The sequence below is a fragment of the Tabrizicola flagellatus genome (genome assembly GCF_046295235.1).
Taxonomy (GTDB): domain Bacteria; phylum Pseudomonadota; class Alphaproteobacteria; order Rhodobacterales; family Rhodobacteraceae; genus Tabrizicola; species Tabrizicola flagellata_A.
Genome location: NZ_JBKBLV010000005.1, coordinates 62,688 through 76,501 on the forward strand (window position 1 = coordinate 62,688; position 13,814 = coordinate 76,501).

Annotated in this window: 16 protein-coding genes; 7 read left to right on the forward strand and 9 right to left on the reverse strand. The window is 65.5% G+C overall.

Features of this window, described 5'->3' with window-relative positions:
- Positions 1-115 precede the first annotated feature (115 nt).
- Genes ACK4IU_RS03205 through dnaQ form a run of 4 tightly spaced genes read left to right on the forward strand, consistent with a single transcriptional unit; the run spans position 116 to position 2,874 of the window.
- On the forward strand, positions 116-715 hold the full coding sequence (locus ACK4IU_RS03205; RefSeq protein WP_409731605.1) for a Maf family protein: 600 nt from the start codon (positions 116-118) through the stop codon (positions 713-715).
- Positions 712-1,551 carry a shikimate dehydrogenase gene (locus ACK4IU_RS03210; protein ID WP_409731607.1) on the forward strand — a complete coding sequence of 280 codons (840 nt, stop codon included), beginning with the start codon at positions 712-714 and terminating at the stop codon, positions 1,549-1,551. The genes ACK4IU_RS03205 and ACK4IU_RS03210 overlap by 4 nt, the downstream gene beginning before the upstream one ends.
- The gene (gene coaE, locus ACK4IU_RS03215; RefSeq protein ID WP_409731609.1) at positions 1,548-2,144 is read left to right on the forward strand and encodes a dephospho-CoA kinase; all 597 of its coding nucleotides are present in this window, start codon (positions 1,548-1,550) and stop codon (positions 2,142-2,144) included. Before ACK4IU_RS03210 ends, coaE begins: the two co-directional genes overlap by 4 nt.
- The gene (gene dnaQ / locus ACK4IU_RS03220) at positions 2,137-2,874 is read left to right on the forward strand and encodes a DNA polymerase III subunit epsilon (protein ID WP_409731611.1); all 738 of its coding nucleotides are present in this window, start codon (positions 2,137-2,139) and stop codon (positions 2,872-2,874) included. Before coaE ends, dnaQ begins: the two co-directional genes overlap by 8 nt.
- Positions 2,875-2,895: 21 nt before the next feature.
- On the opposite strand, the gene secB is transcribed toward dnaQ, so the two are convergent.
- The 8 genes from secB to ACK4IU_RS03260 all read right to left on the reverse strand — a co-directional run bounded on the left by secB (position 2,896) and on the right by ACK4IU_RS03260 (position 10,383).
- Positions 2,896-3,414: a protein-export chaperone SecB gene (secB, locus tag ACK4IU_RS03225; RefSeq protein WP_409731613.1), complete on the reverse strand. Its 519-nt coding sequence runs from the start codon at positions 3,412-3,414 to the stop codon at positions 2,896-2,898.
- Between the two features lie 193 nt (positions 3,415-3,607).
- Complete coding sequence (iolG, locus tag ACK4IU_RS03230) at positions 3,608-4,609, reverse strand: inositol 2-dehydrogenase (RefSeq protein ID WP_409731615.1); 1,002 nt, start codon at positions 4,607-4,609, stop codon at positions 3,608-3,610.
- 8 nt (positions 4,610-4,617) lie between these two features.
- Positions 4,618-5,400: an SDR family oxidoreductase gene (locus ACK4IU_RS03235; protein ID WP_409731617.1), complete on the reverse strand. Its 783-nt coding sequence runs from the start codon at positions 5,398-5,400 to the stop codon at positions 4,618-4,620.
- Positions 5,393-6,160, reverse strand: a complete 768-nt coding sequence (locus ACK4IU_RS03240) for an ATP-binding cassette domain-containing protein (protein WP_149587213.1) — start codon at positions 6,158-6,160, stop codon at positions 5,393-5,395. The genes ACK4IU_RS03235 and ACK4IU_RS03240 overlap by 8 nt, the downstream gene beginning before the upstream one ends.
- A 5-nt stretch (positions 6,161-6,165) precedes the next feature.
- Positions 6,166-7,278, reverse strand: coding sequence for an ABC transporter permease (locus ACK4IU_RS03245; RefSeq protein ID WP_409731619.1), 1,113 nt, complete (start codon positions 7,276-7,278; stop codon positions 6,166-6,168).
- 106 nt (positions 7,279-7,384) lie between these two features.
- Positions 7,385-8,326: a substrate-binding domain-containing protein gene (locus tag ACK4IU_RS03250; RefSeq protein WP_409731621.1), complete on the reverse strand. Its 942-nt coding sequence runs from the start codon at positions 8,324-8,326 to the stop codon at positions 7,385-7,387.
- Between the two features lie 76 nt (positions 8,327-8,402).
- Entirely contained in the window at positions 8,403-9,221 is an 819-nt protein-coding gene (locus ACK4IU_RS03255) for a TIM barrel protein (protein ID WP_409731623.1), read from the reverse strand.
- 130 nt (positions 9,222-9,351) lie between these two features.
- Positions 9,352-10,383: a LacI family DNA-binding transcriptional regulator gene (locus ACK4IU_RS03260; protein ID WP_409731625.1), complete on the reverse strand. Its 1,032-nt coding sequence runs from the start codon at positions 10,381-10,383 to the stop codon at positions 9,352-9,354.
- Positions 10,384-10,536: 153 nt separating this feature from the next.
- Between ACK4IU_RS03260 and ACK4IU_RS03265 the strand changes: the two genes are divergently transcribed.
- The 3 genes from ACK4IU_RS03265 to ACK4IU_RS03275 are packed head-to-tail and all read left to right on the forward strand — an operon-like array spanning position 10,537 to position 12,746.
- Complete coding sequence (locus ACK4IU_RS03265; protein WP_409731627.1) at positions 10,537-11,628, forward strand: fatty acid desaturase family protein; 1,092 nt, start codon at positions 10,537-10,539, stop codon at positions 11,626-11,628.
- Between the two features lie 9 nt (positions 11,629-11,637).
- Positions 11,638-11,949, forward strand: coding sequence for a MocE family 2Fe-2S type ferredoxin (locus tag ACK4IU_RS03270; RefSeq protein ID WP_409731629.1), 312 nt, complete (start codon positions 11,638-11,640; stop codon positions 11,947-11,949).
- Positions 11,949-12,746, forward strand: a complete 798-nt coding sequence (locus ACK4IU_RS03275) for a 3-methyl-2-oxobutanoate hydroxymethyltransferase (protein WP_409731631.1) — start codon at positions 11,949-11,951, stop codon at positions 12,744-12,746. Before ACK4IU_RS03270 ends, ACK4IU_RS03275 begins: the two co-directional genes overlap by 1 nt.
- Here the strand turns inward: ACK4IU_RS03275 and ACK4IU_RS03280 are convergent.
- Entirely contained in the window at positions 12,743-13,675 is a 933-nt protein-coding gene (locus ACK4IU_RS03280; protein ID WP_409731633.1) for a LysR family transcriptional regulator, read from the reverse strand. The two genes, ACK4IU_RS03275 and ACK4IU_RS03280, sit on opposite strands and share 4 nt — an antisense overlap.
- Between the last annotated feature and the right edge of the window lie 139 nt (positions 13,676-13,814).

The window sequence follows — 13,814 nt, forward strand, 5'->3', positions numbered from 1 at the left end:
ACGGGATATCTCTGGCACAGCCGCCGCGGAACTGGCTGCCTGATCACAGGGCCACCCGCAGAGCCTCAATGGCCCCCATTCCGGACCCAGGAACAAACCGAGGTTATTCACAGCCTTGCCCCCGACCCTGATCCTCGCCTCCACCTCCGCCACCCGCCTGTCGATGCTCCGCGCCGCGGGCCTTGAGCCGATCCCCGTCGCTCCGCGCGTGGATGAGGCCAGCGTCCGGGATTCCCTGGTGGCCGAGGGAGCGACCCCCCGCGACATCGCCGACGCCCTGGCCGAGATGAAGGCGCGCAAGGTCGCCGAGAAGCATCCCGACGCGCTTGTCCTCGGCTGCGATCAGGTCCTCGCGCTTGACCGCGATACCTTTGCCAAACCCGAAACCCCCGACGATGCCCGCCAACAGCTGCGGCAGCTTCGGGGCAAGACCCACAAGCTCCTCTCCGCCGCCGTCGTCTATGAAAACGCCGAACCCGTATGGCGCCACGTCGCCGAGGCCCGCCTGACCATGCACCGCTTCTCCGACGCCTATCTGGATGACTATGTCGAGCGGAACTGGGACTCGATCCGCCATTCCGTCGGCTGCTACAAGGTGGAAGAGGAAGGCGTCCGCCTGTTCTCCGCCATCGTTGGCGACCATTTCACTATTCTCGGCCTGCCGCTTCTGCCGCTGTTGGCTTGGCTCGGCAACCGGGGCATGATCGCCACATGACTGATCACCCCCGCATCCCCCTTGCCGCCGTCATTGGCCACCCCGTCGCGCACAGCCGCAGCCCGGCGCTGCACGGCTACTGGCTGAAACGCTACAACATCAAGGGCCATTACATCCCGATCGACATTGCGCCCCTCGATCTGCCCCGCCTGCTGCGCACCTTGCCGGACCTCGGCTTCGTCGGCTGCAACGTCACGATCCCGCTCAAGGAGGCCATCCTCCAGATCGCCGATGTCGTGACCGACCGCGCCGCGTTGATCGGGGCCGCGAACACGCTGATCTTCCGCAAGGACGGCAAGATCCACGCCGACAACACCGACGGTTCCGGCTTCATCGCCAACCTGCGCCAGAACGCACCCGACTGGAAACCGGCCTCCGGCCCGGCTGTCGTGCTTGGGGCAGGCGGCGCCGCCCGCGCCGTGGTCGCCGCGCTGATCGAGGTCGGAGTCCCCGAAATCCGCCTCGCCAACCGCACCCGCGCTCGCGCGGACGCCATCCGCCAGGACTTCGGCGCCAAGATCCACGTTCACGAATGGGTCCAGGCCCCGAACCTTCTCGACGACGCGGTCACGGTCATCAACACGACATCTCTCGGCATGACCGGCAAGGCCGACTTCAACGTCCCGATGCACCGCCTGAACCCCGGGGCAGTCTGCAACGACCTGGTCTATACGCCGCTCAAGACCCAGTTCCTGATCGAGGCCGAGGAGCGTGGCGGCATCGTCGTTGACGGGCTCGGCATGCTGCTCCACCAGGCGGCCCCCGGCTTCGAACGCTGGTTCGGCGTCCGGCCCGAGGTGGACGAGGCGACCCGCAAGGCCGTTCTTTCGGCATGAAAAGGGCTTTCGTCCTTGGCCTGACCGGCTCCATCGGGATGGGCAAGTCCACCACCGCCCGGATGTTCGCCGAAGAGGGTCTTCCCGTCTGGGACGCCGATGCCACTGTGCACCGCCTCTATCAGCCCGGCCAACCCGCCGCCCTGATCGTCTCGCGTCTTTTCCCCGATGCGATGGACCCGGACGGCCGCGTCAACAGGCCCCGCCTGCGCGCCCTCATCAACGAAGATGCCACAGTGCTTGACCGTCTCAACGCCGCCGTCCACCCGCTTGTCGCCCAGGATCGCGCCCGCTTCCTTGCCCATGCGGATGCGCCCATCGTCCTTCTCGACGTGCCCCTTCTCTATGAAATCGGCCTCGAAAAGGCCTGCGACGCTGTTGCCGTGGTCTCGGCGCCCCCGGAGGTTCAGCGCGAACGCGTCTTGATGCGCGGCATGACCGAGGCCGAATTCCAGACCATCCTCGACCGCCAGATGCCCGATGAGGAAAAGCGCCGGCGCGCCGATTACATCATCCCCACGACCAGCCTTGAAGGCGCCCGGCAGGCCGTGAAAGATGTGCTGAAAGACATCCGGCGGACCAAAGATGCGTGAAATCGTCCTCGACACCGAAACCACCGGACTGGAACCCGCAGAAGGCCACCGCATCGTCGAAATCGGCGCGGTCGAGCTGTTCAACCATCTGCCGACCGGCAGGACCTGGCACCAGTATATCAACCCCGAACGCAGCATGCCGCTGGGGGCGTTCGAGGTGCACGGCATCGGCCATGACATCCTGGAAAGCCCCGCAAAGCCCGTCCCCGGCGGCATCACCCTGCGGGACAAGCCGGTTTTTGCCCGGATCGCGCGGGCGTTCCTCGATTTCGTCGGCGATGCCCAGCTGGTGATCCACAACGCCGCCTTCGACATGAAGTTCCTGAACTTCGAACTGGAACGCGCCGGCCTGCCGGTGTTGCCCCTCGCCCGGGCGACGGACACGGTGATGCTTGCCCGGACGAAGTTTCCCGGCTCTCCTGCCTCGCTCGATGCGCTGTGCCGGCGGTTCGGCATCGACAACTCGATGCGCGAAAAGCACGGCGCGCTGCTCGACAGCGAAATCCTGGCCGAGGTCTATCTGGAGCTGATCGGCGGCCGGCAGCCCGATCTGGTCCTCGGCTCGGCCAGCCCGCTGCCCGGCCGCACCGTAACGGGCGAGGCTGTCGCCTGGCGCCCGCACCCGCGCCCGCACCCGCTGCCGCCCCGGATCACCGAGGCGGAAGCCGCTGCCCATGCCGAGATGATTGCCCGGATGGGCGCCTCGGCCATCTGGACAAAGGACGCCTAGCCAGAACCCAGGACTGCGGGCTCAGTTGATCTGCTCGCCCGGCGCCGCCTGTTGCGCCTGGGCTTGCGCCCGCCGCGCCAGTTCCTGACGGTAGAGCGACATGAAGTCTACGGTATCGACGTTCAGCGGCGGGAAGCCACCGTCCCGCGTCACGTCCGAGATGATGCGGCGCACGAAGGGGAACATCAGGCGCGGGCACTCGATCAGCAGGAAGGGGTGCAGCTGTTCCTCCGCGACGCCCTCGATGTGGAAGGTCGCGCCGTATTCCACTTCCAGCAGGAACAGCACGTCGCCGTTGACCTTGTTCTTCGAAGTCACCTTGTATTTGGTGATGACCTCGAACTGGTTCGGGACAGGGCGCTTGCGGGCGTCGAGGCTGACCGCGACCTGGATGTCGGGCTGCACTTCGCCGGCGCTCAGACCTTTCTGCACGACCACGTTCTCGAAAGACAAGTCGCGCACATACTGGGCCAACACTTGCATCTTTATCTGCTGCGGCGCAGCCGTCGCGCCATTCCCTGCCGGGGTTTCGTCTGCCATGTCCGGGTCTCCTCAAGAGTTGGCGCCTTCTATCAGGTCGGGCGCCCGCTCTCAATGCTGCGGTTCATCGAGATGGAAAAGGCCGACCAAGGGGGGTCGGCCAAAGGTTAATCTTTCGTATACGCCCACGATCAACATTTTGATTCCATGTCGAAATCGGAAAATGTCCACCGTGGACAGACTGGACCTCAGGTCAGAGAATCTCGCTCATCTTCACGACGCGCCCCTCGGCGACCGACTTCAGCGCGGCCTCGGCCAGGGCCAGGGCCAGAAGCCCGTCCTCGCCCGAAGGCGACGCCTTGGCCTTGCCCGCCATCGCGTCGATGAAGGCCGCGATCTCGGCCGCATAGGCCTCGGTATAGCGGGTCATGAAGAAGTCGTGCAGTGGCGGCCGGGTATAGCCCGCCCCCGTCGCCACCTCGATCGAAACGGGACGCTGGTTCTCCGCCGCGACCGATCCGCCCGACCCGTGCACCTCGATCCGCTGGTCGTAGCCATAGGTCGCCCGGCGGCTGTTCGAGATCACGGCCATCTTCCCCGAGGCCGTCCGCAGCATCACCTGCACGGAATCGCTGTCCCCGGCCTTGCCGATCTCGGGATCGACCAGGACCGAGGCCATGGCCGAGACCTCGGCGACTTCCTCGCCCAGCAGGAACCGGGCCATGTCGAAGTCGTGGATCGTCATGTCCCGGAAGATCCCGCCCGACCGCTTGATGTAATCCACAGGCGGCGCGCCCGGATCGCGGCTGGTGATGACCACCATCTCGACCTTGCCGATGGTGCCCTTGTCGATCTCGGCCCTGACCGCGCGGAAATGCGGGTCGAAGCGGCGGTTGAAGCCGACCATCAGCGTGCCCTTGTGGTCGCGGACGACCTCCAGGCACTGCTTCACGCGTGCGAGGCTCAGGTCGATGGGCTTTTCGCAGAACACGGCCTTCCCGGCCTTCACGAACTGCTCGATCAGGTCGGCATGGGTATCGGTCGGGGTGCAGATCACCACCGCGTCGATATCCTTGGCCGCCGCGATGGCGTCGATGGTCCGCACCTCGCAGCCATACTGATCGGCAATCGCCTGCGCCGCGGCGGGCATCGCGTCCGACACCGCCACCAGCTTCGCGGCCGGATTGCCCGTCACCGCCTTCGCATGCACCTTCCCGATGCGCCCCGCACCCAGAAGCCCGAATCTGATCGTCATTTCTCTCCTTACTCCGGGTAGGCCCCGGCGACGTTCTGATCGAAATCCACCAATGCGCCGGTCATCACGCCGGACGCGTCGGAAAGCAAGTAGCTGGCCAGCCCAGCGACATGGACGGGCTTGACCAGCATCCCCATCGGCTGCCGCGCCTCGGCCTCGGCAAGCCAGCCATCCCGCGCGCCATGGAAGCGGCGCTGCGTCTCGTCCTCTCCGGGCGTGTCCATCCAGCCGCAGTTGATCCCGTTGACCCGGATCCGATGCTTCCGCAGCGCCTGGGCCGCGTTCTTCGTGACATTCGCCAGCGCCGCCTTCGAGGCCGAATAGGGCGCAAGGTAGGACTGGCCGCAATGCACCACCATCGACAGGATGTTCACCGCGCTTGCCGGATGCCCGCCGGCCACCGCCAGCTGTGCGAACCGCTGCAAGGCGAAGAACGGCCCCCGCGTGTTCACCGCGATATGCCTGTCGAAATCGGCGGGCGAGCAGTCGAGGATCGACCCCCTCTCGGTCGTCGCTGCCGCGTTGACCAGCGCCGTCACCCGCCCGAACCGGGCCGCCGCCGCATCGACCAGCGCCACTGCATCCTCGACCACGCCCATGTCGGCGCGCCGGAAATGCGCGTCGGCGCCCAGGCCCCGCAGACGACGCACCGCCGCCTCGCCCCCGGCCAGCCGACGGCCCGCGACGACCAGCCGAGTGCAGCCATCGGCGACCAGTGCCTCGGCGATCGCCAGACCGAGGCCTTGAGTGCCGCCCGCGATGACGGCGACGGTGTCCTTGTGGTCAGGCATAGGCTGCGTCCGATCCGCCCTTCACGCCGGTGATGTAGGACACGATGTCGTTCCCGTCCGTCTCGTCCCGGCGCAGCGAGGCGACGATCCGGCCGCGACGGAAGACGACGATCCGGTCCACCAGATCGAACACCTGCCGCAGGTTGTGGCTGATCAGGATCATCGGGATGCCCCGGTCCTTCAGCCCCCGGATGATGTTTTCCACCTGCGCCGTCTCTTGCACCCCCAGCGCCGCCGTCGGTTCGTCCATGATGACGAGCTTGGACGCGAATGCCGCCGTCCGCGCGATGGCAACGCACTGGCGCTGGCCGCCCGACATGTTTCGGATCGGGTTGTCGACATTGGGGATCTTGACGGCCGTGGTCTTCAGCGCCTCGAGCGTCCGATCACGCATCGTCTTGCGGTCCAGCCAGGAAAACGGCCCGAGCCGCCATTTGAAGATCTCGCGCCCGAGAAACAGGTTCGACGGTACGTCCAGATCGTCCGCCAGCGCCAGCGTCTGGAACACCGTCTCGATTCCCGCTTCGCGCGCTTCGAGCGGTCCCGAGAAATGCACCGGCCGGCCGTCGAAGATGATCTCGCCCGCCGTGCGCTGCTCCACCGCCGTCACCTGGCGGACGAAGGTGGACTTGCCCGCGCCGTTGTCGCCGACGACGGCGACGTGTTCGCCCTCGTGCAGGATGAAGTTCGCATCCTCCAGCGCATGAACGCCGCCGTAATGCTTGGTCAGACCCCGGGTTTCCAGAATGATCCTGGACATGCGCCTTACCCCCTTGCCCGCTTGCGCTGCCGCCACTGGTCCAGCACCACGGCGCCGACGATGATCGCGCCCTTGACCATCTCCTGATAGTAGGCGTCCAGCTTGACCGAGGTGAAGCCGGAGATGATGACGGAAAAGATCGCCGCGCCGAGCACGGTGCCGATGATCGAGCCACGACCCCCGGCAAGGCTGACCCCGCCGATCACTGCCATGGCGATGGCGTCGAGTTCATACATCACCCCCATACCCGCCTGGGCCGTGAGATTCTTCGAGGTCAGAAGGACGGCCGCAACCGCCGCCAGCAGCCCGGCAATCGCATAGACCAGCACCTTGTGCCGATCGACGTTGATCCCCGACATCCGGGCCGCGGCCTCGTTCGACCCGATGGCATAGCAGCGCTTGCCGTAGAGCGTGTAGGTCATGATGACGTGGAACAGCACCGCCAGCATCACGAACACCACGGCGGGGTTCTGGCCCGGCCAGTGGATCAGGCCGAAGGTCAGACTGCCCAGGAGGTCGCCGTTCGCAAGTTGGCCGTATTCGGCGGTGGGAAAGCTGACCGGCTGCCCGTTCGACCACCAGCGCGCCACGCCCCTTGCGCTGACCATCATCCCCAGCGTGGCGATGAAGGGCGGGATCTTCGTGTAGGCGACCAGCAGGCCATTCACCAGACCGGCGACCAGGCCGCAAGCGAGACCCACCGCGATCGGCACGATCACCGGCAGGTCCATCGCCCAGTCGCCGAAGATCGCCTTCGGGTTCGGGTTGCCGTTGACCACGGCGGTCTGCGCGAAGCTCATCACGATCATCGCCGTCGCGCCCACGACGCTGCCCGACGACAGGTCGATCCCGCCGATGATGATGACCTGGGTCACCCCCAGCGCGATGATCCCGACGATCGCGACCTGCAGGATCATGATGTCCAGCCGCTGCTGGTTGAAGATCGCATCGACGTTGTCGCGCATGTTGAAGAGGAACGACCCCCCCTGCATGCGGTTCAGGATCTCGAAGATCAGGACGATCAGGACGAGCGCGCCGAAGACGTTCCATTCGGGCGCGCGCGTGCGCTTTGCCGGATCGTATTTCAGGCCGCCCAGGCCATGGGTTGCTTCTGCCACGTCGCCCCTCCCCAAGTAAGCGATGACGGAATTCGGTCGATGATACCCGATCCGCCAGAAAACGGGGCGACCGTCGCCGGCCGCCCCGCAGGTGCCCGGAAGGGGCTCAGTTCTTCGCCATGTAGTCGGCCATGTTCGCCGGGGTCACCAGCTCGAACGGGATGTAGACCTTCTGGTCCACCGCCTCGCCCTTCGCCAGCTTGACCGCCGCGTCCAGCGCGCCACCCCCTTGGGCCGCTGCGTTCTGGAACACGGTGATGTCCAGTTCCCCGGCCTGCATCGAGGCCAGCGCGTCCTGGGTTGCATCGACGCCCGAAACGATGACCGACGCCATGTCGATCCCCGCCGCCTTCATCGCCTGGATCGCGCCCAGAGCCATCTCGTCGTTGTTGGCCAGCACGCCGTCAAAGGCCGTGCCGGTCGAGAGCCAGTTGGTCATCAGGTTCTGGGCCTCGTCGCGGCTCCAGTTCGCGGTCTGCTGGTCGATCACGTTGACCTTCACCGGGCAGAGGCCTTCGTTGATCACGTCGTAATAGTTCTGCGTGCGCTGCACGGCGGCCTGGTTTGAAAGCTGGCCCTGCAGGACGTAGACGCTGACCTCCTCCTTGCCCGCGGCCTTCCACTGGTTGCACTGTTCGATGAAGCCCTGCCGCGAGGACTCGGCTTCGTTCGAGGCGACGAAGGCCTGGTTGTCGGGCAAGCTGTCCACGTTGATCGGCTGGCGGTTCACATAGACCAGCGGCACGCCCGCGGCAGCGGCGGCGTCGGATATCGCCTGGGTCGCCGAGGTATCGACCGGGTTCACGATGATCGCGTCCACGCCGCTCGCGATGAAGTTGTTGATCTGGTCCAGTTGCTTGGCGACGTCGTCCTGAGCGTCCTCGATCTGCACCGAAAGCCCGGCGGCATCGGCCTGGGCCTGGATGCCGTTGCGCAGAACGGTCAGGAAGTTGTCGTCGAACTTCGCCATCGACACACCGATACCTTCCGCCATCGCGGTTGTGCCCATCAGCGCGGCGAAGCCTGCGGCAAGAAGCGTCTTTTTCATCTCTCTCTCCCTAGTTGGATGTCCGGCGGCATCCTGGATCGTGCCGGAAGGACCCGTTTCTTCCGGGGTCCGGAACTCAGGCAGCGCGGGCGGCAATGCCCTGGCGGATGACTTCGAAGGACTTCGCCAGCGCGGCGCCAGGATCGGCGAAGGCGTGCACCTCTGGCGAGAACGCCTCGAAGCTGATCGGCCCGTTCCATCCCGCAGCCAGCAGCGCCGCGATCTGCTCCACGTTGCCCAGCCGGTCCTGCGGCGTGACCAGCACCCGGTGCGGGTCGCGCATGTCGGCGATGCCAACCTCCTGGTCCACCACGCCCGAGACATGCACGATCCCGGTATGTTCGGGGAACAGTGGACCGCCATGGGCCAGCGTGTGGTGGAAGGTGTCGTGCACCAGCTTGAAGCGGCCCCTGCCGCCGACCGCCTCGATCCCCTCGACCGCCTCGGACTTGAAGCGCAAGGCGCAGATCTCGAAGCCCAGGGGCTCGACCATGCCGACCAGCCCGTGATCCTCGAGCATCGGTTTCAGCGCCTTAAGCGCGACGCGCAAGGATGCCTGCCGCTCGCCGTTGCCCATGCCCAAGTTGTCGTTGCGCGGGATCAGGCTGACAGCCTCGGCCCCGGCGGCCCGGGCAATGCGCATCAGGGCAAGCGCCTCGGCTTCCTTGTCGGACGACCAGTCGTTGAACCGCTTTACCTCCGCCACAGCCAGGAGCCGCAGTCCGCTCTGCCGCACATGAGCGCCCGCTTCTGCCGGATCCATGCCGTCGAATAGCGGCTGTGGCAGGTCGTTCCTGACTTCGACGCCAATACAGCCCAGCCGCTTCGCCAGCGCGACAAGATCGCGAAAGGACAGCCGCGCCACTGTCATGTGGTTCAACGCAAACTGCACCATCCCCGGCCTCCCCAACCGCGACGACTTCCTTGGCCGGACCTTCCCCGAGACTCTCCGGCCGCGTCAATCGGCATAGGAACGATCCCATCATTCCTGACGAAGGTGGCCATGTTAGTCTGACAGTTTTTCGTCAGACGCTTTCAGGAAGGTAAAGGTCGGGAGGCAGGAAATGCTGACCCTGAACAGGCACCATGCCGTCCGTCACGGCCGCGGTTGCCAGCCGGATCAGATCGTCGCAAAGCCTTTGAAGCGGCGTTGCGATCACCATTGTAACATGGCGCCCGATCAGCGCCGCGCGGCTTTCTGGCGTAAGCTCGTTGACGACCAGCGCCACCTCGCCCGGGGCCCGAGCCTCGCGGACCGCAGCGATGGCACCCTCCATCCCGCCACCCGCACAGTAGATGCCGCGGAGATCGGGGTGGCGGGAAAGCAGGTCCAGCGTCGCTTCGTAGGTCAGTTGCCGGGTTTCAAGGTTGATCAGGGTATCGAGGACCTGGAACTGAGGCGCGTGTTCCCGGAAGTAGCTGCGGACGCCGGTTTCGCGCAGCTCGTGACCGTGCCAGCGATAGCCGCCGACGAAGACCGCGATCTTGCCCGCGTGGCGCGAGGCGGTCGCGATCATGTGCGCCGCAATCCGCCCGACCTTCAAGTTGTTGAGGCCAAGATAGTTTTGCCGGACTCCCTGGCCGAAGTCGTTCAGGAGCGCAAAGCAGGGTATGCCCCTGGAATTGAGGCGCATGACGGCTTCGGTCACTTCGGGATGTGTTACCGCTGTCGCGGCGACTGCATCGACGCGACCGACCATGCCTTCCATCAGTTCGGTGAAGTCCTTTGGCGACTGCGAGGCCGCAAAGGCGACCTGGATCGAAGCCCGGACGCCCGTCGCCCTGGTCACCGCCCTTTCGGCCTCGGCCTTGAAGGCCTGGTAGAAGGCCTGCCTTTCCTTGTGCAGCACCAGACCCAACCGCAGGCGCGGCAGGTCCACCTGCACCCTTTGTCCGATAAGGGGTGCGGCATGATATCCGATCAGGCGGGCGGCCTCGTAGACCTTGCGCGCGGTTTCCTCGCGAACCCTTTCGCGCCCGTTCAGGACGCGGTCCACCGTGGCGCTGGACACGCCCGCCTCGCGGGCGACGTCATGAATGGTGGGGCGATTTGCCATAACGCTTGACGAAAATCTATCAGGGCTTTGCCGGATCATGATGGATCATGACGAAACCTGCAAGCCAGGCACTTGGCGATCGGACCCGGCCCAACCTATGCACGATGGCAGGAGGCGTTTCTGGCAGGAAGCGCAGGGAGACGGGGGTCACACATGGGCAAGCGCAACTACAGCCTGTTCGGTCCTGACGCCGCGCGCGCCGTGGAAAGCGGGCTGACGGCGGCCGAGTGGTATCACACCGAGGTGCCACGCAAGGTGATGAAGGATCTGATGGCACGCAGCGACGCGCCGGCGATCCGCGACACGATCATCCTTTACGGCAGCATGATCCTGCTGGCGGGCATCGGCATCGCGCTCTGGCCTTCGTGGTGGTCGGCGCCGTTCTGGCTGGCCTACGGCGTGCTTTACGGTTCGGCCTCGGATTCGCGCTGGCACGAATGCGGGCACGGCACCGCCTTCCGCACGCCTTGGATGAACAACGTCGTCTACGAGATCGCCAGCTTCATGATCATGCGCAACTCGGCCACCTGGCGCTGGAGCCACGCCCGCCACCATTCCGAGACCTATTTCGTCGGCCGCGATCCCGAGATCGCCGTGATGCGTCCACCGGAAGTGGCCAAGCTGATCCTGAACTTCTTCGGTATCCTCGACGTGATCGCCTTCATCCCGCGCATCCTGAGGAACGCCGTTTCCGGCCCGACGCCGGAAGAGCGCACTTATGTGCCGCAAAGCGAATGGGGCAAGGTGCAGCGAGTCGCCATCGTCTACGTCGCGATCTATGCCGCGACGATCGGGCTTGCGGTCTGGATGGGCTCGATCCTGCCGCTTATGGTGATCGGCCTGCCCCGGATGTATGGCGCCTGGCACCACGTCATGACCGGGCTTCTCCAGCACGGCGGCCTGGCCGACAACGTGGTGGATCACCGGCTGAACAGCCGAACGGTCTACATGAACCCGATCAGCCGGTTCATCTACTGGAACATGAATTACCATGTCGAACACCACATGTTCCCGATGGTGCCCTACCACGCGCTGCCCCGTCTGCACGAGGTCATCAAGGACGACTTGCCGCCGCCCAACCGCTCGATTGCCGAGGCCTTCCGGGAAATGTGGCCAGCGATCCTGCGCCAGGTGCGGAACGAGGACTACTTCCTGAAGCGTGCACTGCCCCCCATGGCCAAGCCCTACCGCGAGGATTTCCACCAGTATGTGCCGGGCATGATGCGTCCGGCCGCCGCAGAATGAGGACGGATCATGCCCTGGATTGACGCCTGTTCGACCGCCGACATCGACGCCGAGGACCTGATCCGCTGGGATCACGCTGGCCAGACCTTTGCCATCTACCATTCGCCGGAGGGCGAATTCTTCGCGACGGCCGGTCTTTGCACGCATGAGCAGGTCCATCTCTGCGACGGCCTGGTGATGGGCCATCTGATCGAGTGCCCAAAGCACAACGGCCAGTTCGACTACCGCACCGGAGAGGCCAGGCGCGCACCGGTTTGCGTGAACCTCAGGACCTTCCCGGTGAAGGTCGAGGGTGATCGCGTGTTTGTCGAGGTGGCGTGATGGCCCCGCCCACTGTCAGGGACCTGATGGATGCGCGTGGCACGCATCAGTTCGCCATGCTGCGGGTCGAGACGCTGGAGGAAGCCGAGGCCGCGGCCCGGGCCGGCGTCGAGCTCTTGTCCGTGCCGCCCGCCATGGTGATGGACCGCCGTTTCCGCGAGGCTGCCCCGGACGCCTTCGCCTTTCCCGGTGACAACTTCTACGAAATTGGCGGGACGGATGATTTCCTGCGCTGGGCCTTCCCGCTCTACAAGCACGGCGCGGACGGGTTCTACTGCTCTGGTTCACTGGCGACCGTGCGCGCCATGGCCGATCACGGGTTGCCGGTTTGCGGTCATGTCGGCCTGATCCCCTCGAAACGCACCTGGACCGGCGGGTTCAAGGCAGTGGGAAAGACGCTGGAGACGGCGCAACTGGTCTGGGCCCAGTGCAGGGCGCTGGAAGAGGCCGGCGCCTTCGCGGCGGAAATCGAGGTCGTGCCGCATTCCATCACGCGCCTCATTGCCGAGAAGAGCAAGCTCTTCCTCATTTCGATGGGCGCGGGGGCGGGCGGGCACGCGCAGTACCTTTTTGCCGACGACGTGCTGGGCCAGAACCGGGGCAAGGTCCCGCGCCACGCCAAGGTATATGCGGATTTCGCCGCCGAATACGACCAGCTGCAAGCCATGCGGATCGAGGCCATGGGCCGCTTCGTCAACGATGTGCACGAAGGCGACTACCCTGCTCCGCAGCATCTGGTGGACTGCGACGCGGAGGTGGTGTCCGCCTTCGCCGACTGGCTGGATCGGAATGCCTAGGACGCGGCCAGCACCGCATCCGCCAGCCGCTGGGCCGAGGGGGTCATCTGGGCGCCGATCCGGGTCACCAGGCTGAACGGGGCCACGGCCAGGCCAAGGTCGATGGGCAGGGACACGAAGGGCACCGATGGATTGCCCGCGAAACTGTCAATGACCGGTGTTGCCAGCGGCGCAATGGCGTCGGTCTGGTTCAGAAGGGCGAGGGTGAACAGGAAGGAAGAGGTCGAGATCCGACGCTTCGGCAACGGAAGGTCCAGTTCGGTCAACCGGCTGACCACGGTTTGCGTGAGCAGGGTTTCGTCGTCGCCCATGACCCAGTCGAACCCGAGCAGGTCATGCAGTGACAGGATCGGCCTGACCAGCAGCGGATGGCCGCGCCGGACCACCAGCGACAAGGGCTCTCCCGCCAGCACGCGCGCCTCAAGCTGTGTCTCGCCGGGTGACAGCCGCGCGAGCGCGAAATCCAGCCGCCCCTCGCGTAGCAGATCGCACAGCGTGACCGAGGTCGCCACCGTCACCTCGGCCCGGAAGTCGGGAAGATCCGACTGCAAGGCGATCAGGGTCGGCATGACCAGACTGAGCGCTGGGCCGGTCACCGCGCCCACCCGGACCACGCCCGCCCTTCCGGTGGCAGCCTCGGCCATGTCGCGCGCGGCGTCGGCCAGTTCGATCTCGATCCGGGCCGCGCGCCGGGCGAGGGCTCTACCGACGGCGGTCAACTGCAACCCGCGCCCCTGACGTTCGTGCAGGGACAGGCCGAGCAGGGCCTCCATGTCGGCCAGCAACCGCGAGGCGGCCGGCTGGGCAATCCCGATCCGTGCGGCCGCCACGCCCAATGCGCCGGCCTGGTCCAGTTCTGCTAGCAGCCGCAATTGCACGGGTTTCAGCCGGCGCAGCTGGATCGAAAGACCGGCCTCGGTTTGATTCATAACGAAATCATCATGTATCTCTTCATAAACCCTATTTGACAGATATGGGTTGTCCACGCAATCTGCGGCGCGTCCGTGAGCAAGGGCTGCAAAGGCACGCCCAAAGCGGATGCAAATGAAGAATCATCGGGAGGAAACA

What these genes read in the sequence shown, in the direction of transcription:
- ACK4IU_RS03235 (WP_409731617.1), bottom strand. Translation starts at nt 5,400, where the DNA reads ATGCCTGACCACAAGGACACCGTCGCCGTCATCGCGGGCGGCACTCAA.
- ACK4IU_RS03265 (WP_409731627.1), top strand. Translation starts at nt 10,537, where the DNA reads ATGGGCAAGCGCAACTACAGCCTGTTCGGTCCTGACGCCGCGCGCGCC.
- ACK4IU_RS03280 (WP_409731633.1), bottom strand. Translation starts at nt 13,675, where the DNA reads ATGAATCAAACCGAGGCCGGTCTTTCGATCCAGCTGCGCCGGCTGAAA.
- coaE (WP_409731609.1), top strand. Translation starts at nt 1,548, where the DNA reads ATGAAAAGGGCTTTCGTCCTTGGCCTGACCGGCTCCATCGGGATGGGC.
- ACK4IU_RS03250 (WP_409731621.1), bottom strand. Translation starts at nt 8,326, where the DNA reads ATGAAAAAGACGCTTCTTGCCGCAGGCTTCGCCGCGCTGATGGGCACA.
- iolG (WP_409731615.1), bottom strand. Translation starts at nt 4,609, where the DNA reads ATGACGATCAGATTCGGGCTTCTGGGTGCGGGGCGCATCGGGAAGGTG.
- ACK4IU_RS03240 (WP_149587213.1), bottom strand. Translation starts at nt 6,160, where the DNA reads ATGTCCAGGATCATTCTGGAAACCCGGGGTCTGACCAAGCATTACGGC.
- ACK4IU_RS03260 (WP_409731625.1), bottom strand. Translation starts at nt 10,383, where the DNA reads ATGGCAAATCGCCCCACCATTCATGACGTCGCCCGCGAGGCGGGCGTG.
- ACK4IU_RS03270 (WP_409731629.1), top strand. Translation starts at nt 11,638, where the DNA reads ATGCCCTGGATTGACGCCTGTTCGACCGCCGACATCGACGCCGAGGAC.
- secB (WP_409731613.1), bottom strand. Translation starts at nt 3,414, where the DNA reads ATGGCAGACGAAACCCCGGCAGGGAATGGCGCGACGGCTGCGCCGCAG.
- ACK4IU_RS03255 (WP_409731623.1), bottom strand. Translation starts at nt 9,221, where the DNA reads ATGGTGCAGTTTGCGTTGAACCACATGACAGTGGCGCGGCTGTCCTTT.
- ACK4IU_RS03275 (WP_409731631.1), top strand. Translation starts at nt 11,949, where the DNA reads ATGGCCCCGCCCACTGTCAGGGACCTGATGGATGCGCGTGGCACGCAT.
- ACK4IU_RS03210 (WP_409731607.1), top strand. Translation starts at nt 712, where the DNA reads ATGACTGATCACCCCCGCATCCCCCTTGCCGCCGTCATTGGCCACCCC.
- dnaQ (WP_409731611.1), top strand. Translation starts at nt 2,137, where the DNA reads ATGCGTGAAATCGTCCTCGACACCGAAACCACCGGACTGGAACCCGCA.